At 71.0% G+C, this 21,053-nt stretch carries 19 protein-coding genes; 9 read left to right on the forward strand and 10 right to left on the reverse strand.

Annotation, left to right across the window (positions count from 1 at the left end; translation table 11 throughout):
* The first annotated feature begins 5 nt into the window (after positions 1 to 5).
* The 7 genes from ACT01A_RS16945 (at position 6) to ACT01A_RS16975 (ending at position 6,791) form a co-directional block, all read left to right on the forward strand.
* Positions 6 to 1,061: an NAD(P)/FAD-dependent oxidoreductase gene (locus ACT01A_RS16945; protein WP_445152842.1), complete on the forward strand. Its 1,056-nt coding sequence runs from the start codon at positions 6 to 8 to the stop codon at positions 1,059 to 1,061.
* Positions 1,058 to 2,518: an FGGY family carbohydrate kinase gene (locus ACT01A_RS16950; RefSeq protein WP_445148266.1), complete on the forward strand. Its 1,461-nt coding sequence runs from the start codon at positions 1,058 to 1,060 to the stop codon at positions 2,516 to 2,518. The genes ACT01A_RS16945 and ACT01A_RS16950 overlap by 4 nt, the downstream gene beginning before the upstream one ends.
* A 161-nt stretch (positions 2,519 to 2,679) precedes the next feature.
* The gene (locus tag ACT01A_RS16955) at positions 2,680 to 3,297 is read left to right on the forward strand and encodes a hypothetical protein (protein ID WP_445148267.1); all 618 of its coding nucleotides are present in this window, start codon (positions 2,680 to 2,682) and stop codon (positions 3,295 to 3,297) included.
* A gap of 222 nt (positions 3,298 to 3,519) precedes the next feature.
* Positions 3,520 to 4,113, forward strand: coding sequence for a hypothetical protein (locus tag ACT01A_RS16960; RefSeq protein ID WP_445148268.1), 594 nt, complete (start codon positions 3,520 to 3,522; stop codon positions 4,111 to 4,113).
* Positions 4,114 to 4,435: 322 nt separating this feature from the next.
* The gene (locus ACT01A_RS16965; RefSeq protein WP_445148269.1) at positions 4,436 to 5,053 is read left to right on the forward strand and encodes a hypothetical protein; all 618 of its coding nucleotides are present in this window, start codon (positions 4,436 to 4,438) and stop codon (positions 5,051 to 5,053) included.
* Between the two features lie 92 nt (positions 5,054 to 5,145).
* Positions 5,146 to 6,144 carry an aldo/keto reductase gene (locus ACT01A_RS16970; RefSeq protein WP_445148270.1) on the forward strand — a complete coding sequence of 333 codons (999 nt, stop codon included), beginning with the start codon at positions 5,146 to 5,148 and terminating at the stop codon, positions 6,142 to 6,144.
* Complete coding sequence (locus ACT01A_RS16975; protein WP_445148271.1) at positions 6,141 to 6,791, forward strand: TetR family transcriptional regulator; 651 nt, start codon at positions 6,141 to 6,143, stop codon at positions 6,789 to 6,791. The genes ACT01A_RS16970 and ACT01A_RS16975 overlap by 4 nt, the downstream gene beginning before the upstream one ends.
* On the opposite strand, the gene ACT01A_RS16980 is transcribed toward ACT01A_RS16975, so the two are convergent.
* From ACT01A_RS16980 to ACT01A_RS17000, 5 genes are all read right to left on the reverse strand, one after another.
* Positions 6,788 to 7,885 (reverse strand): DUF4253 domain-containing protein, encoded by a 1,098-nt coding sequence (locus ACT01A_RS16980; protein ID WP_445148272.1) that lies wholly within the window; start codon positions 7,883 to 7,885, stop codon positions 6,788 to 6,790. The two genes, ACT01A_RS16975 and ACT01A_RS16980, sit on opposite strands and share 4 nt — an antisense overlap.
* Before the next feature lie 121 nt (positions 7,886 to 8,006).
* Entirely contained in the window at positions 8,007 to 12,482 is a 4,476-nt protein-coding gene (locus ACT01A_RS16985) for a DEAD/DEAH box helicase (RefSeq protein ID WP_445152843.1), read from the reverse strand.
* Between the two features lie 36 nt (positions 12,483 to 12,518).
* The gene (locus ACT01A_RS16990) at positions 12,519 to 12,914 is read right to left on the reverse strand and encodes a hypothetical protein (protein ID WP_445148273.1); all 396 of its coding nucleotides are present in this window, start codon (positions 12,912 to 12,914) and stop codon (positions 12,519 to 12,521) included.
* Positions 12,911 to 13,624, reverse strand: a complete 714-nt coding sequence (locus ACT01A_RS16995) for a uracil-DNA glycosylase (RefSeq protein WP_445148274.1) — start codon at positions 13,622 to 13,624, stop codon at positions 12,911 to 12,913. The genes ACT01A_RS16990 and ACT01A_RS16995 overlap by 4 nt, the downstream gene beginning before the upstream one ends.
* A 4-nt stretch (positions 13,625 to 13,628) precedes the next feature.
* Positions 13,629 to 14,282, reverse strand: a complete 654-nt coding sequence (locus ACT01A_RS17000) for a TetR/AcrR family transcriptional regulator (protein WP_445148275.1) — start codon at positions 14,280 to 14,282, stop codon at positions 13,629 to 13,631.
* A gap of 34 nt (positions 14,283 to 14,316) precedes the next feature.
* On the opposite strand from ACT01A_RS17000, the gene ACT01A_RS17005 reads away from it, so the two are divergent.
* Positions 14,317 to 14,766 carry a nuclear transport factor 2 family protein gene (locus ACT01A_RS17005; RefSeq protein WP_445148276.1) on the forward strand — a complete coding sequence of 150 codons (450 nt, stop codon included), beginning with the start codon at positions 14,317 to 14,319 and terminating at the stop codon, positions 14,764 to 14,766.
* A gap of 46 nt (positions 14,767 to 14,812) precedes the next feature.
* On the forward strand, positions 14,813 to 15,424 hold the full coding sequence (locus tag ACT01A_RS17010) for a hypothetical protein (protein WP_445148277.1): 612 nt from the start codon (positions 14,813 to 14,815) through the stop codon (positions 15,422 to 15,424).
* Here ACT01A_RS17010 and rfbB read toward each other — a convergent pair.
* The 5 genes from rfbB to ACT01A_RS17035 form a co-directional block, all read right to left on the reverse strand.
* Positions 15,382 to 16,404 (reverse strand): dTDP-glucose 4,6-dehydratase, encoded by a 1,023-nt coding sequence (gene rfbB, locus ACT01A_RS17015; protein WP_445148278.1) that lies wholly within the window; start codon positions 16,402 to 16,404, stop codon positions 15,382 to 15,384. The genes ACT01A_RS17010 and rfbB overlap by 43 nt on opposite strands.
* On the reverse strand, positions 16,401 to 17,249 hold the full coding sequence (gene rfbD / locus ACT01A_RS17020) for a dTDP-4-dehydrorhamnose reductase (protein ID WP_445148279.1): 849 nt from the start codon (positions 17,247 to 17,249) through the stop codon (positions 16,401 to 16,403). The genes rfbB and rfbD overlap by 4 nt, the downstream gene beginning before the upstream one ends.
* Entirely contained in the window at positions 17,246 to 18,319 is a 1,074-nt protein-coding gene (locus ACT01A_RS17025) for a glucose-1-phosphate thymidylyltransferase (protein WP_445148280.1), read from the reverse strand. Before ACT01A_RS17025 ends, rfbD begins: the two co-directional genes overlap by 4 nt.
* 2 nt (positions 18,320 to 18,321) lie before the next feature.
* Positions 18,322 to 18,795, reverse strand: a complete 474-nt coding sequence (locus ACT01A_RS17030; RefSeq protein WP_445148281.1) for a pyridoxamine 5'-phosphate oxidase family protein — start codon at positions 18,793 to 18,795, stop codon at positions 18,322 to 18,324.
* Between the two features lie 93 nt (positions 18,796 to 18,888).
* Positions 18,889 to 20,952: a helix-turn-helix transcriptional regulator gene (locus ACT01A_RS17035; RefSeq protein WP_445148282.1), complete on the reverse strand. Its 2,064-nt coding sequence runs from the start codon at positions 20,950 to 20,952 to the stop codon at positions 18,889 to 18,891.
* Between the last annotated feature and the right edge of the window lie 101 nt (positions 20,953 to 21,053).

The raw sequence follows: 21,053 nt of genomic DNA on the forward strand, positions 1-21,053 counted from the left end.
ACGTCGTGGTGGTCGGCGGGGGAGTTGTAGGGGTTGCGTGTGCGCTGGCATTCGCGCGGCGCGAGGGCGTTGATGTGGAGTTGCGCGAAGGGCGCGACGCGTTGGGGCTGGCGGCGTCCGGGACCAACTCGGGGATTTTGCATACGGGCTTTGACTCCAAGCCGGGCGAGCTGGAGACCGAGCTGATCCTGCGCGCGGCTCACCTCCGGCCGCAGATCCTCTCCACCTTGGGCGTCCCCTTCGAGGCGCGCGGCGCCGTCCTCACGCCGCGCGCGTCTTCGGACCACGACACCATTGCCGCGCTCGCCGCCAACGCTCGTGGCAACGGCGTGGACATCTCGCTCTCCGCCGACGGCGCGCTCCACATCCCGGGCGAGGGGATGACCGACCCGGTGGCCTTCACGCTTGCGCTCGCTGGTGCCGCCGTCGAGCACGGCGCGCGCCTGGCGTTGGGCGCGCCGGTCGAGTCGGCACCCGACGCCGAGGCGGTGGTCAACGCCGCCGGCCTCGGCGCCGGGCGCGTCGCGCGGCTCTTCGGCGACGACTCGTTCGACGTCCATCCGCGCAAGGGTGAGTTCCTGGTCTTCGACGTCGCGCCGCCCGAGCGCATCCTGCTGCCGGTCCCGACCGCGCGGACCAAGGGCGTACTGGTCTTCCCGACGCTCGACGGCCGCACGGTTGCGGGCCCGACGGCGGTCGACCTCGACGACGAGGACTGGACGGTGCGACCGGAGGCGCGCGGCGAGATCCTCGACAAGGCGGTGGCGATGTACCCCGCCTTGGAGGGCGCCGAGCCGTCGTTCGCCTACGCCGGGCTGCGGCCCGCGGGCCGCGACGGCGCAAACTACGTGGTGCGCCGCAGCGAGACCGACGAGCGGTTGATCCACGCCGCGGCGATCCGCTCGACCGGCCTGACGGCGGCGGTGGCGATCGCGGAGCGCGTCGTGGCGCTCGCGGGCCTGGAGGATCGGCCGCAGGAGCCCCTGCGGCGCGGGGTGCCGTGGGTGCGCTCGGAGGTCCTGTGGTGGCGGCGCACCGCCGACAAACTGGCCGCGGCGTGAGCGCCGACGCCAACGCCGCCGCCGGGTCGCCGCTCGTCCTCGGGATCGACGACGGCACCACCGCGGTCAAGGTCGCGCTCTTCGACGCGCAGCTGCGCGAGATCGCCAGCGCGCGCCGTCCGGTCGCGACGTCCAACCCCGCGCCGGGGCGCGTCGAGCAGGATCCGGAGGAGGTGCTCGAAGCCGTCGTCGACGCGGTCGCCGAGGTCCTGCCCGCCGCGCGCGGCCGGGAGATCGTGGCGGCCGGGCTCGACCACCAGGGCGAGTCGGTGCTCGCCTGGGACGCCCAGACCGGCGCGCCGCGGTCGCCGATCGTCGTCTGGCAGGACAAGCGCGGCAGCGAGGCCTATGACAACGTCGCGCTGGAGCTGCTCGGGCGCACGGGCCTGCCCGCCGACCCCTACTTCTCGGCGCCGAAGTTGTCGTGGTTGACCAAGTCCATCGATATGACCGGTGCGCGCCTCGGCACCGTCGACGCCTTCCTCTCCGACCGCCTTGGCGCCGGCCACGCCACCGACGCCTCCACCGCCTCGCGCACCGCGTTGCAGTCGCTCTCCGCGCCCGGCGCCTGGGACCCCGAGCTGTGCGACGCCTTCGCCATCCCTATCGCCCTGCTTCCGCGCATTGCGCCGACCACCGGCGACCTCGGCACTCTGCGCCACCCACGCTGGGGCGACATCGCGATCCCGCTGCGCGCCCGCGTCTGCGACCAGCAGGCCGCCCTCGCCGGCTCCGGCTGCGTCCGCCCCGGTCTGATCAAGGCGACCTACGGCACCGGCGTCTTCGTCCTCGCCCACACCGGCACGACGGCCCGCACCGACACGCCGCTGATCCCGACCGTCGCCTGGCAGAGCGGCGGCCGGACCGAGTTCGCCCTGGACGGCGGCGTCTTCACGGCAGGCGCGTTGTTGGAGTGGTTGAGCGGGACGCTCGGCCTCGCCGCCGACCCCGTCGCTTTGACCACCCTCGCCGCCACGGTCGAGAACAGCGGTGGCGTCCGCGTCCTCCCAGCCCTCGCCGGCGCCGGCGCGCCCTACTGGCGCTCCGACGCGCAAGCGGTCATCGCTGGCCTCACCGCCGCAACCACCCCTGCCCACATCGCCCGCGCCGCACTGGACGCCATCGCCCACCGCGTCGCCGACGTCATCGAGTCCACCGGCGACCCCATCGACCTCCTCCGCATCGACGGCGGCCTCACCAACGACCCACTGCTCTGTCGCCTCCAGGCCGACCTCCTCGGCCACCCGATCGAACGCGGCTCCACCGACGCCACCGTCACCGGCGCCGCCGGCCTCGCCCTCGTCGGCGCCGGCCTCCTCCCCGACCCCACCGCCCTCGAACCACTCCTACCGGCCACCGAGCGCATCTTCCCAACCCGGTCGGCCACCGACCGCCACGCCGAACGCACGGCCTGGCGTGCCTTCGCCACCCGCGCGCTCGACGTTCTCGCCGAGTGACCCTTGCCCCGGAGGCACCATCTGCCCACCGGCTCTGGCACCCGCGCGGCAAGAGGAGTTCCATAGTCAGGGACGCTCAGCGAACTAGTTGGGTGGACGGGCTTTCCACGGTGGTGGCACCCGTGTTGCGGCGTCGGACTTTGCGAGCGGAGGAGAACACTATGAGCAGAATTTCGCGCCTTGTCGTGCTCGTCACGGCGTTGGCGTCCTTGATGGGTCTCGTGTCGGCGACCGCTGGTGCGGTGACGTGGCACAACACGGGCAACTCGGCCTTCACGGCGACGGGCGGCCCGGCCACACTCTCTGTTGGTAGCAACAACCTGGCCTGCTCGGCCTCGTCGGCCACGGGCACAGCGCCTCTCGGTTCGTTCGGCCTCACCGTCTACAGCGCGACCGGCACTATCACCTTCAGCCCCTGCACGGTGTCGGGTCAGAGCACGTACGTCGATTGCGGCTACAGAACCACTGGATTTTCGTTCGCGGCCCCCGTCACGTCAGGCAACGCTGATGTGAATTGCGTCGCGCGTCTGACGGCCTCCAACACGGCGCTGTGCAACATCACGGGCACGACGCCCGGCCAGTACACCAACCCCAGCGGAACGTCCAAGGGCAAGGCGACTGGGCTCACTAGCGGCACGGGCCTGACGGTCTCCCACTCCTCGGGCACGTCCTGCCTGCTGGGTACGGGCCCGGCTCACCTCTCCGAGCAGACGATCACGATCACGAGCGCCTCCGGTGGCACGGGCACGGGAGGCCCGGTCCTCGACCGCACTGCGTGAGCCTGGCGCAGTGCGTGAGTCGCTGAACATCAGAAGAGGCTTCAGTAAGAGTCCCATAAATCGGGGACCAGGAAAGGTCGGTGATGCTCAGCTCATGGCTGCTGAGACGGCGGCCCAGGAGGTGCCCGCGACGCGCTTTCAAGGCGGCGCCGTATGCGCGGCGCCGCGCCTCGCAAGCAGTAGGAGAACGCTATGAGCAGGATTTCGATTTCGCGTCTTGTCATGCTTGTCACGGCGTTGACGTCGTTGATGGGTGTCGTGTCGGCGACCGCTGGTGCGGTGACGTGGCACAACACGGGCAACACGGCCTTCACGGCGACGGGTGGCCCGGCCACGGTGTCCGTTGGTGCTAACAACCTGGTCTGTACGGCCTCGTCGGCGACGGGCACGGCGCCCGTTGGCTCGATCGTCAGCGTCACGTACAACGGGACCGGAACTATCACGTTCAGTCCCTGCACGCTGGCAGGTCAGGGTGCGTACGTCCACTGTGGCTTCACAACCACTGGAGCCTCGTTCTCCGGCGGCGTCACGTCGGGCGTGGCTGACGTCAACTGCGTCGCCTGGCTCGTCTTGGGCCCCACGGCGCTGTGCACTATCAAGGGCACGACGCCCGGCGCGTACGCCAACCCCAGCGGCGCGATCAAGGGCAAAGCCACTCTGAACACTAGCGCCGGCGGCCTGACGGTCACGCACTCCTCGGGCACGTCGTGCCTGCTGGGTACGGGCACGGCCCACCTCTCCGAGCAGACGATCACGATCACGAACGCCTCCGGTGGCGCGGGTACGGGTGGCCCGGTCATCAACCGCACTGCGTGAGCGTGGCGCAGCGCCGTAAGTCACCGATCGTCCGAAGAGGTCTCCGGTCTGACCCGGATCGCGTGCGCGGGCATTGCCGGTTGCCGGCGGACGGACGTGCCAAGCGGCTCTGGCGCCGGTGGCTCCGCAGGAGTCCCATAGATCGTGACCCGTGAAGGTCAGTGACGCTTAGCGTGGCGACCAGGCGTGCGGGCGACCGAGACGGCAGACCAGGTGGACGGTCGGCCAGGCAGGCTCTCGTGGGGATGGTCCTACGCACGGCGCGCTTCCCATGGGGCGTCGTATGCGACGTCACACCCTTTATGAGCAATAGGAGAACACCATGAGCAGGATTGCGCGCTTTGCCGTGCTCGTCACGGCGTTGGCGTCGTTGATGGGCGTCGTGTCGGCGACCGCTGGTGCGGTGACGTGGCACAACACGGGCAACACGGCCTTCACGGCCGCGGGTGGCGGGGGCACGCTGTCGGTCGGCAGCAACAACCTGCCCTGCACGGGTTCAGAGGCCACGGGCACGGCGACGGGCGGCTCGGTCATCGGCACGACGTACAGCATGCCCGGCACTATCACGTTCGCTCCCTGCTTGATGGCAGGCCAGCCCACCTACGTCCACTGCGGATTCACGCTGACTGGAGCCTCGTTCGCCTCCGGCGTGACGTCCGGCGTTGCCGACGTGAAATGCATCGCCTACCTCACGGCGAATAACTTGCAGCTGTGCAACATCACCGGCACGACGCCGGCTTCATACACGAATCCCAGCGGCGCCGCCAAGGGGAAGTTCACTCTGTCTACTAGCGGCACGGGCCTGACGGTCTCGCACTACTTCGGTACCTCCTGCTTGATGGGCACGGGCACGGGCCACCTGTCCGAGCAGACGATCACGATCCAGCACGCCACTGGCGGTACGGGCACGGGTGGCCCCGTACTCAACCGCACTGCGTGAGCCGGGCAAGCCGGCGTGGCGGGCCTAGTTCGATACAACATAACGGATGACAGATTCCGAAATCTGTCATCCGTTGTGTCAACCTGTGATGCATGCAGACACGAGCTCTCGGAACCACCGGCCCCACCGTCTCCGCGCTCGGCCTCGGCGCGATGGGCATGTCGGACCTCTACGGTCCCGCCGATCGCGCCGAGTCGATCGCGACGATCCACGCCGCGCTGGATGCCGGCGTTACGCTGATCGACACGGGCGACTTCTACGGGATGGGCCACAACGAGCTGCTGATCCGCGAGGCGCTGGAGTCCCGCGACCGTGATGCGGTCACTATCTCCGTCAAGTTCGGCGCGCTGCGCGATCCCGCTGGCCAGTGGATTGGCGGCTACGCGACCGATCCCGCGCACGTCAAGGCGGGGTTGGCCTACACCTTGCAGCGGCTCGGGACCGATCACGTCGACGTCTATCGCCCCGCGCGCGTCAACCCGGACATCCCGATCGAGGAGACCGTCGGCGCGATCGCCGAGATGGTGCAGGCCGGCTACGTCCGTCACATCGGGCTCTCCGAGGCCGGCGCCGACACGTTGCGCCGCGCCGCGGCCGTGCACCCGATCTCCGACCTGCAGATCGAGTACTCGTTGATCTCCCGCGGGATCGAGGACGACATCTTGCCGACCGCGCGGGAGCTGGGCATCGGCGTCACCGCCTACGGCGTGCTCTCGCGCGGGCTGCTCTCCGGCCACTGGAAGCCCGACCGCGAGCTGGCCGCCGGCGACTTCCGCGGCTTCAGCCCGCGCTTCCAGGGCGAGAACCTCCAGCACAACCTGTCGCTGGTCGACGCGCTCGCCGAGGTCGCCGCTGCCAAGGACGTCACGACCGCGCAGATCGCCATCGCCTGGGTCCTGGCCCGCGGCGAGGACGTCGTCCCGCTGATCGGCGCGCGCCGTCGTGAGCGCCTGGACGAGGCGCTCGGCGCGCTGGAGGTCACGCTCACCGACGACGACCAGCAGACGATCGAGGCCGCCATCCCGTCCGGAGCCGCCCAGGGCGACCGGTACGCTCCGGCGCAGATGGCGTCTCTCGACTCCGAGCGGTGAGCACCACCGACGGCCCGCTGACCGCCGAGCAGATCCTCGGCGCGGCGGAGGACGCGCTGCGCCGCTACGGGCCGGCCAAGGCCACGGTCGTGGACGTCGCTCGCGCGCTGAAGGTCAGCCACGGCTCGGTCTACCGGCACTTCGGCTCCAAGAAGGCGCTGCGCGACGCGGTCACCGCGCGGTGGCTGGCGCGCATCTCCGGCTCGCTGGAGATCGTCGCCGACACCGCCACGCCCGCGCCCGAGCGCCTCCACGCGTGGCTGCGCAAGCTGATCGACGCCAAGCGCGCCCGCGCCGCCGAGGACCCCGAGCTCTTCGAGACCTACATGATCCTCGTGACCGAGGCTGCCGAGGTCACCGCCGCGCACGTCGACGAGCTCGTCGCGCAGCTCACCCGCATCGTCGCCGACGGCGTCACCCGCGGCGAGCTCGTCTCCGAGGGCCCCGCCGCCACCGCCCGCGCGATCTTCGACGCGACCGGCCGCTTCCACAACCCCGCCCACCGCGCCGAGTGGTCCTCAGCCACCATCGACGCGGAGTTCGACGCCGTCTGGTCGCTGCTCCTGCGCGGGTTGACCAAGGGGTTGAAGAAGGCCGCCAAGGCCCGCGCTGCCGAGACCCCGGCGCCGGCGTCCTCGTCCCGCTAGTCCGGCCAGCCGAAGAACCAGGCCTCGCGCCCGGTCGTATCGTCGCCCGGCGCGTCTCGCCGCAACGCCGGCGCGAGGTCGGCGGCCTCGCCGAGGTCGCCCTCCGGCGAGAACGCGATCTGCTCGGCCGCCAGCAGTAGCGCCTGCCCGTCGTCGGTCGGCGGCGCCGCGATTGAGAACGCCACCTCGCTCGGCCCTGCCTTCGTGACGATCGCGCCGAAGCGCTCCTCCCACGACCGCGCGACCGCGGTCAGGTCCTCGTTCGGCGCGACCTCGGTCTGGACGGCCCCGAGCGCCGCGATCGTGTCCGCCGGCCGGTGGACGGGGACCAGCAGGATCGCCGCGCCGTTCTCCGCCTTCAGGTCGCCGGCATCAGCCAGCTGCGCGAAGGGATCCGGCAGGCGCTCGGGCCGCGGGCTGGCGGCGGCCAGCGCGCCGATCTCGCCGCCGCCGTAGGCCTGCAGGACCCGCGTGAGCGCCGACCGGACGTCCACGCGGTCGGCCGCGCTCGGCTTGGTGGTCTGATCGGTGTAGCCGTCAGGCGTGTCCTCCCAGTCCCACAGGACCGGCCACAGCCCGGTCTGCGGGAACGCCTTCGCCAGCCGTGCCGCGAGCGCGGCCGCGTTGGGCGTCGGGGCGTCGGTCGCCCAGTACGAGCCGCGCCGACTGCCCTGCGGCAGCGCGACGCCGCCGACCGTCGCGGCGCCGTCGCGCGGCAGCCGCCCGATCCGGACGGCGAAATAGGGCAGGTCCGTCCTGGCGCGAGCGACGGAGCCGGCGCGCTCGGCGGGCGCGGTCGGCCGGACGTCACCGGCCGGGAACGTCCTCGGCGCGGACTCCGCGACCCGCCGGGCCGGAGGCACCGTGTGGAACCCGTTCTCGCAGGCCTCGTCGGCGGTCTGTCGCGCGCGGTCGCGCGTCTCGGCCGGCATCCGCTCGGCGTCGGCGCGCAGCTGTGCGCACATCCGCGACTGCGCGGCCCCGTTGCCGTCGACGCCTCCGACGTTGGCCTGCACGCCCCACGCGAACAGGCCGAAGCTCGCCACGATTCCAGCGGCCTTCGCCGCGGTGCCCCCGTCAACCCTGATCCGCACGACGCACCATGATCCGGTACGCAGAAGCTGGCGCAATCGGCCATCTGTCTACAGCGGTGAAGGCGGCTAGGCGCTCAGCGTGAGCTTCCGCGGCCCCGCGCGTGAAGCTGGGCTTCCGCGGCTAGGCGCTCAGCGTGAGCTTCCGAGGCCCCGCGCGGAAGCCGACCTCGATCAGCAGCGTCTCGAGGTCGGAGCCGACGACCGCCTCGCCGTCGACGCGTTCGAGCGAGAGCTTCAACTTGCGGTCGGCGGTGACGAAGGCGGCGAGGGTCTCCAGGGCCGGGCGTAGGCGGGGGTCTTCTCGTTCCACCAGCACTTGGATGCCGCGGCCGCCGCGTTCGACGTAGACCACCGGCTCGGCGCCGGCCAGGACGACGTAGGCGCCGGCGGCGCGTGCGGGCTTGGCCTTCGAGTCGGTGTCGTCTCGGCGCTTCGGCCACGGCAGCGCCGCCCCGTAGGGCTGCGCCGGGTCGGTCGCCGCCAACACCACGGGCGGCGTCTCGTCGGCGTGGTCGGCCTGCGTACGCAGGCGCTCGACCGCTCCCGGCAGCGCGAACTGCGCGCCGCCCAGCCCCTCGACGAAGTAGCCGCGGCGGCAGACGCCGAGCGTCTCCAGCGTGCTCAGCGAGTCATACAACGACGAGAACCCGCCGGGCACACCCTCAGCCAGGACGTGCTCGCGGGTCACGATCCCGTAGCGCTCCAACAACAGCTCCGCGATCGTGCGGCGCCGCGCGCCTGGCTCGACCTCGTGCCGGAAGATCGACGTCGTCAGCGCCCAGCGCCCTTGGACCTGCTGCGCCGCCGCGCCCGCACCGCGCCGCGAGCCGAACCGCGTGCCCGCGCGCATCCCGCGCCCGCCGCCGCGCGCCGCGCCCAGCGCCGCCTTCTGCGCCCGCGCCAGCGTCAGCCGCGGCGCGCGCAGCGGCGCGAACGCGTCGTTGGTCACCTCGCCCGCCCACACGAGATCCCACAAGGCCTCCTGAATCTGCTCAGGCGCCAGATCCACTTCCGCCAGGAAGTCGGTGAAGAAGCACGGGCCGATCTCCAGCCGTGCGCGCAGCGCGTCGTGCTCGGGCAGCGACGGCCGTTCGACCCCGCCGCGGACCCACGGGCGCCCGAGCATCTCGGCGTCCTCGCGGAAGTACAGCGCCACGCGCCCGGAGTTCCGACCCAGCGCGCCCGCGCCAACCCATACAACTTCCCCCGCCGAGCAGAGCTGGTCCAGCCACGTCGGCGAGTACGCGCCCACGCGCCGCGGCAGCACGTCCCGCTCCCAGACGTCGGCGGGCAGCGCCAGCCCCTGCAAGGGCACCAACATCTCGCGCAGGCGGTCGATCCCCGCGCCCGCCGGCGGATGGCGGTCGACGCCCATCCACGACGGCTGGAACGCCGCCAGCGCGCGCTGGTCGGTCGCCTCGATCTCCTTGCGCAGCACCGCCAGCGACGCGCGCCGGATCCGCCGCAGGACGTCGGGGTCGCACCACTCGCGCTCGGTGCCGCCCGGGCGCAGCTCGCCGCGCACCAGATCGCCAGAAGACTCCAGCGCCGCCAATGCCGACGACACGTCCACGCCCCAGCGCTCGCGCAGATCCGCCGTCGTGAACGGCCCGTGCGTCCGCGCGTAGCGCGCGATCAGCTTCTCGATCGGCCGCTCGACGGTCTCCAGGAACACCGCGGGCAGCCCGCCCGGCGGGACCGCCCCGAACGCGTCGCGGTACAGCCCCGCGTCGTCGGCGGCGATGAAGCGCTCCTCGCCGCCGACGCGCAGCTTCACCGCGCGACGCTCGTCGATTAAGGACGACAACATGCCTTCGAAGTCCAGATCCGCGAGCACGCGCGCCCGGACTTCCGAAGCCGACAGGTCGCCCACCCGTCGCAGCACGTCCGCCAATCCATCGCGATCGGTCGCCTGCGTGCGCGTCGAGCGGTGCTGGAGATCGGCCTCCACGGCATCCAGCGCGTCGGCGTCGATCAGGTCGCGCAGCTCCTCCTGGCCGAGCAGCTCGCGCAGGAGGTCGCGGTCCAGCGACAGCGCCGCCGCGCGCCGCTCCGCGTTGGGCGTGTCGCCCTCGTACATGTAGGTCGCGACGTAGTCGAACAACAACGACGACGCGAACGGCGACGCGTTGCGCGTCTCGACCTCGACCACGCCCAGCTCGCGCGAGTGCAACCCACTCAACAGGTCGATCAGGCCCGGAACGTCCAGGACGTCCCGCAGGCACTCGCGGTACGTCTCCAAGATGATGGGGAAGTCGCTGTACTGCTTGGCGACCTCCAACAAGGACTGGGACTTCAGCCGCTGCTGCCACAGCGGCGTCCGCTTGCCCGGGTAGGCCCGCGGGATCAGCAATGCGCGCCCCGCGTTCTCGCGGAACCGCGCGCCGAACAACGCAGAAGCGCCGAGCTCGCCGACGACCATGTCCTCGACCTCGTCGGGATCCAAGAGCACCAAGTCGGCGCCCGGCGGCTCGTCCGCATCGGGCAGGTGCACGATGATCCCGTCGTCAGACCAGATCGCGTCGGACTCCAGGCCGGCCTCGTCGCGGATCCGCGCGCTCAGCGCCAGCGCCCACGCCGCGTGCACGCGTCCGCCGTACGGCGACAGCACGCACAGCCGCCAGTCGCCGATCTCGTCGCGGAAGCGCTCGACCACGATCGTCTGGTCGGACGGCACCACCCGCGTGGCCTCCTGCTGCTCGCGCAGGAACTCCAGCAGGTTCTTGGCGGCGCGCTCGTCGAGGTCGTAGTCGGCGACGAGCGTCTCGGCCTTCTGGTCGACCGCCCAGCGCGAGAACTCGCCGATCGCGCGCCCCAGCTCCTTCGGGCGCCCCACGCTGTCGCCCTTCCAGAACGGCACCGCGCCCGGCACGCCCGGCGCGGGCGTCACGACGACGCGGTCGCGCTGGATCTCCTCGATCCGCCACGACGACGCGCCGAGCAGGAACGTCTGCCCCGGCCGCGCCTCGTAGACCATCTCCTCATCCAACTCGCCGACGCGGCGGCCGTCCGGGAGCACCACCGCGTACAGCCCGCGGTCCGGGATCGTCCCCGCGTTGGTGATGGCCAACTGCCGTGCGCCCTTGCGCGGACGGATCGTGCCCGCGACGCGATCCCAGACGATGCGCGGCCGCAGCTCGCCGAACTCCTGCGACGGGTAGCGCCCGTCGAGCATGTCCAGGACGTTCTCCAGCAGCTCACGCGACAGCTCGGCGTACGTGTAGGTCTTGGTGACCAAGGCGTACAGGTCGTCGACCAGGATCGGCGCGCCGTCCTCGTCGGCCTCGGTGGCGGCGGCGATCGCGACGATCTGCTGGCACAGCACGTCGAGCGGATTGCGCGGGACGACCGTCGGCTCGATCTTGCCCTCGCGCATCATCTTCACGACGACCGCGCACTCCAGCAGGTCGGCGCGGAACTTCGGGAAGATCCGGCCCTTGGACACGTCGCCGACCGAGTGACCGGCGCGGCCGATCCGCTGCAGGCCGCGCGAGACCGACTTGGGCGACTCGACCTGCAACACCAGGTCGACCGCGCCCATGTCGATGCCTAACTCCAAGGACGAGGTCGCCACCAGGCACGGCAGCTGGCCCGCCTTCAGCTGCTCCTCGACGACCAGGCGCTCCTCGCGCGCCAGCGACCCGTGGTGGGCGCGCGCGATCTCGGCCTCGGCCAGCTCGTTCAACCGCAGCGCCAGCCGCTCGGCGCCGCGGCGGTTGTTCACGAAGATGATCGTGGAGCGGTGAGCCTGGACCAGCTCGAGCAACTGCGGGTACATGGCCGGCCAGATCGACTTGCGCGTCGCCTCGGAACCGCCCGGCGTCGGCTCCAGCGGGTCGAGCGGTGCGCTCTGCTCGGGCTCGACCGTCGACTCGACCGGCACCTGGATCTTGATGTCCATGGGCTTGCGCACGCCGGCGTCGACGATCGTGCACGACCGCTGCGGGCCGACCATGAAGCGGCCGACCTCCTCCAGCGGGTTCTGCGTGGCGCTCAACCCGATCCGCTGCGGGTCGCGCCCGTTGTGCTCCTCGGCCACCAACGCGGACAACCGCTCCAGCGTCAGCGCCAGGTGCGCGCCGCGCTTGGTCGACGCGACCGCGTGGATCTCGTCGACGATGATCGCCTCGACGTCGCGCAGCACGTCGCGCGCCTGCGAGGTGACCATCAGGTACAGCGACTCGGGCGTCGTGATCAGGACGTCCGGCGGGTTGCGGCGCATCGCCGCGCGGTCCTTCTGCGGCGTGTCGCCGGTGCGGATCCCGACGTCCAGGTCGGCGCCGATCCCGATCAGCGGCGCCTGGAGGTTGCGCTCGACGTCGTAGCTCAGCGCCTTCAGCGGCGAGATGTAGACGACGCGGATCCCGGTGCCGGCGTGGGTGGGTGGGTCCGGCTTCCTCGGGGTGCGCGCCAGGCGGTCCAGCGACCACAGGAACGCCGCCAGCGTCTTGCCCGACCCCGTCGGCGCGGTGATGAGCACGTGCTCGCCGGTCGCGATCGCCGGCCACGCCTGCTCCTGCACAGCCGTCGGCCCCGCGAACGCGCGGCCGAACCACTCCTGCGTCTGGGGGCTGAAGGCGTCGAGCGCGGCCACGATCCCTTCAGGGTACGAAGGTCGGCGCGGCCCGGATCGTCAGTCGATCACGAAGCCGAGCGTCACGCGGACCACGCGGCCGTCGCGCAGCGCAAACGCCGTCACGCGCTTGCCGGCGCGCTCGGTCCCGACCACGCAGACCCGCGCCGTGCAGCGCGCGCTGCGCACCTTGCGCGCGACCGCGGCGCGCGACGAGCCCACGCCGATCCCCGCCGCCGTCTTCTGGCGCCGATCGGTCGTCGTGACCGAGAAGACCGTGCCGTCGGCGGTCGCCGACAAGTACACCTTGGTCTTGCCGTAGTCCATGCGGCGCACTGTGCCCTGGATCTCGTCCTTGATCGTCTTGGACGACTTCGGCTTGCCGAGCACGCGACGCACGCCCGGCTCGCTCATCAGCAGGTGCACGCCGGCGAGCTCGACCTGCGGGACGATCACGACAGCCCCGCCACTTCGCGCGCGGTCGTGAAGACGTCGTCCATCATCGGCTCGGTCAGCACGCCGGTGAACGTGTTCTGCTGGGAGGGGTGGTAGGTCCCGAGCAGGGCCGGGGCGGGCGGGTCCGATTCCAGGTCGTCGTACCAGAGCGCGCCGTGGCCGAACTTCGGCTTGGGTCGCGGCGGCGCGTGGCCCAGGGCGGCGCGCAGGCGCAGCGCCGCGTCCCACGCGAACGAGCCGAGGCAGACGACCACGCGCACGTTGGCGATGTGGTCGAGCTCGGCGACCGTCCACGGCAGGCACGTGTCGCGCTCTTCCGGCGTCGGCTTGTTGGCGGGCGGCGCGCAGCGGACCGCGGCGGTGATCCAGGCGTCCTTCAACGCCAGGCCGTCGTCGCGTGAGACCGACGTCGGCTGGTTAGCAAAGCCGGTTCGGTGCAGTGAGGCGAACAGGAAGTCGCCGCTGCGATCGCCCGTAAACACGCGGCCGGTGCGGTTCGCGCCGTGCGCTGCCGGCGCCAGCCCGAGGATCAAAACTCGCGCGTCCGGATCTCCGAAGCCCGGGATCGGTCGGCCCCAGTAGATGTCGTCCTTGAACGACGCGCGCTTCTCGCGGGCGACCTGCTCCCGCCACTCCACCAACCGCGGACAGCGGCGGCAGGTCGTGACCTCTGCCTCCAGCACCGCGAGGTCGGAGAACGCGGACGCCATCGCGTTAGCGGCGCTGCTCCAGAATCCCGATCATCAGCCGGTCGATGACCGGCTCCAGCTCGCGGATGTCGCGCGGCTTCTTGGTGCGCAGCTGGCGCGAGGCGAGCTCGACGATCGCGCCGACGCACGCGAACGCGTCGTCGCGCGAGGCAAAGCGCGGCGCCTTGTAGGTGGGCGCGATGCGCTCGTTGTCGCGGTAGATCGCGTCGGCGAAGGCGTCGAGGATCGCGTCGCGCCGCTCGGTGGCACGCGGGCCCGCGCCGATGATCTCGACCAGCAGCGTCTGCGCCGCGTCCGGCCACTCGGCCAGCGTGCGCAGGAACGCGCGCGTCCCGTTGGCGAGGTGCTCGGGGTAGGTCTCGGTCGGCGTCTCGGACGCGAGCGCCATCTGGCGCATGACCTCGGTGGCGGCCTCGTCGAACAGCGCGAGGATCGCCTCCTCCTTGTTGGCGAAGTGCTCGTAGAACGTTGCCTTCGACATGCCGGCCTCGCGCGAGATCGCCTCGGCGGTGGCGTCGGCGAAGCCGCGCTGGGCGAAGACCGTGGCCGCGGCCTCGAACAGGCGGCGGCGCTGGACGGTCAGCCGGACCTCCAGTGGCGGCGCGTGACGGCCGCGAGGGACGACGGTGGGGGCGGTGGAGCGTGGGGACTGGGCCATTGCGTGAGCCCCATCCTAGATAGGGTTCTGGTCGATGGCCGCCGCTCCCCTCCGCCTCCTGCCCGTCCTGGTCACCGTCGCGCTGACGCTGTCGGCCTGCGGGCAGACCTCCAAGGACTCCTCGGGCGACTTCAAGGGCGACGAGAAGGCGGTCGCCCAGACCGTCGAGGACCTGCAGTCGGCGGCGTCAAAGGCCGACGGCGACAAGATCTGCGACGAGCTGCTGGCGGCGGACCTCGTCGCCAAGATCAAGACGGTGGCGCAGAAGACCGATCCGAAGGGCACGTGCGCCGACGGCCTCAAGGACGCGCTGCGCGACGCCGACAGCTTCGAGCTCCAGGTCAAGAAGGTCGCGATCAACGGCACGACGGCGATCGCGACCGTCGAGTCCGACGACACCGGCGACAAGAAGTCGACCGACAGCCTCACGCTGACCAAGGCCGGCGCCGGCTGGAAGATCAGCTCGCTCGGCAGCGTCTCTTAGCCGCCTGGCTCTGGCGGTGGCGCCTCGCCGCCGGTAGACCGCAGGCATGGTCACCTTCGTCACGCTCGGCCCGTCCGGAACCTGCCACCACCGCGCGGTCTCGAACTACGCGCGCTTCCAGGGCCTGGCCGACGACGAGGTCACGTTCGAGTTCATCACGGACTTCTTCGACGGCCTCGACGCGATCCGCGGCCGCGACGACGCCTTCCTCGTCCAGTGCTCGGCACACCCCGAGGTCCACAAGGTGACCGAGCGCAACTACGACGAGGTCTTCGTCGTCGACACCTTCATCTACCCCACCAAGGCGCTGGCGATCCTCTCGCGCGCCGACCTCGACGGCCCGGCACGCTCGCTGGGCATCGTCGAGGCGACCGAGGGCTACGTCGACCTCTCCGAGTGGGAGGTCAAGGTCCCGCAGATCTCCAAGCCCTACGCCGCCGAGGCGCTGCTGCGCGGCGAGTTCGACGCCGCGCTGACCCACCTCGAGTGGCTGGACCGCTACCCGGACCAGCTCAAGCTCGACCGCCTCATCGGCGAGGTCGACACGACCTGGGTCGTCTACGGCACGACCAAGCGCTTCGCCGGCGAGGTGATCGGGATCCCCTCGCCGGAGCTCTACCGCGAGGCGGCCTCGCGCCAGGTCAGCGGCCGCTTGTAGTGGCGCTCGTAGTACTCGCGGAAGTCCGCTGAGTCGACGATCGGATGCCACCAGGACGGGTTGTCGCGGTACCAAGAGAGCGTCCGCTCCAGGCCCTCTTCGAAGCCGACCTGGGCCGACCAGCCCAGCGCCTTGACCTTCTCGCTGCCCAGCGAGTAGCGCCGGTCGTGACCCTTGCGGTCCTCGATGAACTTGATCAAGGACTCGTCCTTGCCCGTGTGCTCCAGGATGCCGTTGACGACGTCCAAGTTGGTGGACTCGGTCGGACCGCCGACGTTGTAGACCTCACCCGGGGCGCCGTGGGCCAGGATGTGGGAGATCCCGCGGCCGAAGTCCTCGACGAAGAGCCAGTTGCGGACGTTGAGCCCGTCGCCATAGACGAGCAAGTTGTCGTCGTGCAGAGCGCTGAGCATCATCAACGGGATGAGCTTCTCGGGGTACTGGTAGGGCCCGTAGTTGTTGGACCCGCGCGCGATCACGGTCTCCAACCCGTAGGTGTGGAAGTAGGACTGCACCAGCAGGTCGCCGCCGGCCTTGGAGGCCGAGTAAGGCGACGAAGGGACGATCGGCGACTCCTCGGTGAACGAGCCCTCCTCGATCGACCCGTACACCTCGTCGGTCGAGATCTGGACGTAGCGCGGGACCTCGCGCTCGCGCGCGGCCTCCAGCAGCACCAGCGATCCGCGGACGTTGGTCTCCACGAACGCGTCAGGGCCGCTGATCGAGCGGTCGACGTGCGTCTCGGCGGCGAAGTTGACGATCGCGTCGACTCCGTCGCCGATCGCCTCACGGGCCTTGACCGGATCCTCGATCGCGCCGCGGACCAGCGTGACGGCGTCGCCGAGGTCCTCCAGGTTCTCACGGCGCCCGGCGTAGGTCAGCTTGTCGAGGACGACCACGTCGTCCCCGTTCTCCTGCACGCGCTGGCGCACGAAGTTCGAGCCGATGAACCCGGCCCCGCCGCAGACAAGCAGCTTCACGATCCGTCTCCGTTCCTGTCGTTCAAGTAGCCCGCGACGCCCTCTTCCCACGGCGGCAACCGCGGGGTCTCGTCGCGCTCGGAGGCCATGACGCTCCACGCCGGCCGCGGGGCCGGCCGGGCGAACTCGGCCGCGGTGGTCTCGTCGACGCGCGCCGTGACGCCGGCCAACTCATACAACTTCACGGTCAGGCCGTGCCACGAGACCTGTCCACCGCCGGCGGTGTGGAAGACGCCGACGGCGTCGAGCGCGGCGAGGTCCAGCAGCGCGGGCGAGAGGTGGCCGGTCCACGTCGGCGAGCCGATTTGGTCGGTGACCACGCGCACCGCATCGCGGCCTTCGGCCACCTTGAGCATGGTGTCGCAGAAGTTCTTGCCGCCGACCCCGAACAGCCACGCCGTGCGGGCGATCGCGTAGTTGGGGTTGTGGCCGGCGATCGCGACCTCGCCCGCCAGCTTCGTGCGGCCGTAGGCGCCGATCGGCCCGGTCGGGTCGGACTCGACGTACGGGCGGCCGGTGAGCGCACCGTCGAAGACGTAGTCGGTCGACACGGCGACGATCCGCGCGTTCAGCATCGCCGCGGCGGCCGCGATGTTGGCGGAGGCGTCGGCGTTGATCGTCAGCGCGGTCGCCTCGCGCTCCTCGGCGCCGTCGACGTCCGTGAACGCGGCGCAGTGGATGACCGCGTCGGGCGCGTGCTCCTCGACGAGGTCCTGGGCGGCCGCCGGGTCGGTGAGGTCGCCGTCGGGCAGGTCGACGCCGACGGCGTCCCAGCCGCGCGCCTGCGCGTCGGCCACGATCCGATGGCCCAGCATGCCGGCCGCGCCGGTCACGAGGATCCTCACAGGATCTCGATCTCCGAGTTGTCGCCCACCATGAACCGGAACGCGCGAGGCTGCCCGGAGGTGCGCTTGATGTGCACGTTGCGTCCCAGCAGCGAGGACTCCATGCGGCCGTCGAGGTCGCGCACGGACGACCCGGCGAGCAGGATCGAGTGCTCGACCTCCGCGCTCTGGACCGCGCAGCCCTCGCCGATCGCGGTGTAGGGGCCGATGTAGCAGTCGGTCAGTGTCGCGCCCGCGCCGATGATCGCCGGCCCGCGGACGGTCGCGCGCGTCAGCGTCGCGCCCTCCTCGATCACCACGCGGCCCTCGACCTGGGAGTCGATCAGCTCGCCGTCCACGCGCCGCTCGAAGCGGTCGAGGATCAGGCGGTTGGCCTCCAACATGTCGTCGAGGCGGCCGGTGTCCTTCCACCAGCCCTGGACGATGTGCGGCTCGACCCGCTTGTCGGTGTCGACCAGGTGCTGGATCGCGTCGGTGATCTCCAGCTCGCCGCGGGGTGACGGCTCGATCGCGCGTGCCGCGTCGTGGATCAACGGCGTGAACATGTACACGCCGACCAGCGCGAGGTTCGTCTTGGGCTCCGGCGGCTTCTCGGCCAGCGCGACGACGCGATCGCCGTCCAGCTCGGCGACGCCGAAGTGCTCGGGGTCGGGCACCGGCGTCAGCAGGATGAGCGCGTCGGGCTGGTTGGCCTGGAACGCGGCGACGAGGTCGTCGATCCCGCCTTGCAGCAGGTTGTCGCCCAAGTACATGACGAACGGCGAGTCGCCCAGGAACGGCTCGGCGGTCAACACGGCGTGCGCCAGTCCCGCGGGCTCGTCCTGCAAGATGTAGGTGATCTTGACGCCGAAGGCCGAGCCGTCGCCGACGACCTCCTTGATCTCCCCGCCGGTCTCCGGCGCGATGATGATGCCGATCTCCTCGATGCCGGCCTTTGCCATCGCGTCGATGCCGTAGAACAGCACCGGGCGGTTGGCGACCGGCACGAGCTGCTTGGCCGACGTGTGGGTGATGGGGCGCAGGCGCGTGCCCTTGCCCCCGGACAGGATGAGTCCCTTGAGCGGTGCCATGGTTAGTACACGCCTCCGAGCTTGCGGTGGTCCCAGGTCGCGCGCGACTGCTCGACGAACTCCAGCCCGACGCGCTTGGCGGCCTGCTGCTCGACCATCGCGCGGACGCCGGGGTCGAGGTCGGCGACGGGCGCGCCGCCGTAGCGGGCGAAGATCTCCAGGCCGAGGTCGGTGACCAGGGCCGTGTCGTGGTGGATCGCGACCTCGGTCTCGAACATCACGCCGCGCAGCTCGGGGTACTGGTCGCGCCCCGCCTCGACCTGCAACGTCGCGCGCGGGTCGCGCTCCAAGTTCTTGGTCTTCTGCGCCTTGGCGAACGTCCAGGCCCAGATCCGGCCGTCGCGGACGACGTACCAGAGCGGCATCAGGTGCGGCCATCCGCGTGGCCCGAAGGTGGCGCAGGTGACCACGCGTTCCTCGTCGAGGAACGCAAGGACCTCTGCGTCGGTCATCTTGATCTGATCGCGTCGACTCACCGGCGCAGGAGGCTAACGTGCTCCTGCCTGGGAGGCCTGGCCGACGGGCCAGGCGTTTCTGCGATTCTGGTCCTTCGGCGCCCCTCGGGGCGCTCAGCGAACGGCGGGCTGAAGGCGCGCCACGGCGGCGCGGACGGCTTCGCGGGCCTCGGCCGGAGCGAGGACGGCAGCGTCGCCGGCCTCGGCGAGGACTTCGCGGACGAGCCAGTCGGTGCCCTTGTAGGGCAGCTCGACGATGACGGAGCCGTCGGCCAGCTCCTGGGCGACGCGGCGCTGCTCGCGCGACCAGCGGGCGCGGTCGGGCGAGATCCAGACACGGGCCACGCGGGAGGCCTCGACCTCGCCGGTGCGGGGCCAGCCGTCGACGTCGGCGGCGGGGTCGACCTCTGGGCGTGGCGTGAAGGTCTCGTCGAGGACCTTGGCAGTCTTCACGCGATCCAGGCGGAAGTGGCGGACGGCGTCGCGAGCCGGGTCGAACGAAGCGACGTACCAGCCCTCGCGACCGTTCATCAAGGCATAGGGCTCGACCACACGCTCGGTGAACTGGTCCTCGTTGGCCTTGTAGTACTGGAGGCTCAACATGTGCGTCGAGGAGATCGCCTTCGAGACGACGCGGGCGATCTCGGAGTCGTCGCCGGAGGTGGATGCCACCTGTAGGCCTTGCTCCATGGGGTCGGCGCCCAGCGCGGCGACGATCTTGTCGCGTGCGCCGCTCAGCGCGCCCTCGGGCAGGTGGTCGCCGATCAGGTCGATCGCCGCGACCAAGGCCTTGGCCTCGACCGGCAGCAGCCGCGCGGGGCGGTCGAAGTTGTCGCTGTAGGGCTCGGGGTCGACCTCGATCATCCCGTCGTCGCGCACGTCGGCGTACAGGACGTAGGACCCGCCGCCGAAGTTGACGACGTTGAGCACGTTGATGTCCTCGCGCAGCTCCGCGTCTGAGACCTGCAGTCGCGAGCAGACGTCCACGAACGACAGCGGCTGCTTCTTGCGCCCGCCCTCGATCAGGATCGACGCCAGCGTCACCAGGCGCGCGAAGCGCTCCGGGCGGATCGCGGTCTCGCGCTTGGACGACGACGGCGCCTCCACGGCCTCCGGGTCGCCGATCGGCGCCGCGACCGGCGCGGCGAGCTCCAGCTCGTCGCCGGCGTGCAGCTCGTTCAGGCGCTCGACGCGCTCGGCGACCTCGCGCACGAGCTCCTCCGGCCCGAGGATCCGCGCGTGCTCGCCGAGCCGCAGCGCCCAGGCCGCGAGCTGCCGCACCGACGCGTACTCCGTGGTGAAGATGCGGTCCTCGGAGCCGTCCTCGGCGGGGCGCACGGCGCCGAAGCGCCCGAAGTGGCGCTCGACCTGCCAGGCGATCCGGCCGGCGATCTCGATCTCGGCCGTCCCGATCGGATCGCCGAACTGCCAGTCGGCGCGGACCGCGTAGGAGCGCGGGTCGAAGTCCGTCGGACGCTTGAAGTCGTGCTCGGCCTTGGTCGCGTAGGCGACCTTGGCCTGGATCCGCGACAGGCGGAAGACGCGGATCGCGTCGCGCTCGTGCGCACGGCCCAGCAGGTAGAACTGGCCGCCCTGGAAGAGCAGGTGGTACGGGTCGACCTTGCGGGCCTCGACCACGTCCCGCTCCATCGTGTAGTAGTCGAAGGTGATCGTCTTGTTGCGGAAGATCGCGGTCTCGATCTTCGCCAGGCGCTGCGAGAGGTCGTGGCCGCCGGCGCTTGCGGTGACGCCCAGCGCGATCGATCCCTGGTCGGGCGCGTTCAGCGGCGACGGCCGCCCCCAGGAGATCTGCTGGAGCGCCAGGCGCAGCGGCTCGGCGTAGGCGAACTCGCCGTCCAGCAGCGTCAGTGCGAACTGCAGCGACGCCAGCTCCTCGTCGGTGAACGCGATCGCCGGGAGGTGGAAGTTCTCCGGCCGCAGCGAGTAGTTCTCCTGCTCGGCGACGCCGTCGGCGGGCTTTTCGACCGTCAGCTGGATCCCGAGCGACTCCAGCTCGGCACGGTCGGCGTAGAAGCGACGGGCGAAGGCGTCCTCGTTCATCCCGGAGTAGCCCTCGACATCTCGCCGGATCTCGAGCGCCGTGACCGGGCGACGCTCGGCCATGAGGTACGAGATGAGCGAGAGCTGCCGGATGAGCTTCTCGGTGTCCTTCGCCATATGCAGACGACGATACGGCCCCGGCACCCGGCATGGGCCGTTCGTTGCAGAACTCGCCGCGCTCTTTCCGCATATTCGTCGTGGAGACCGACGAAGCATCC

It is taken from the genome of Baekduia sp. Peel2402 (assembly GCF_052567285.1).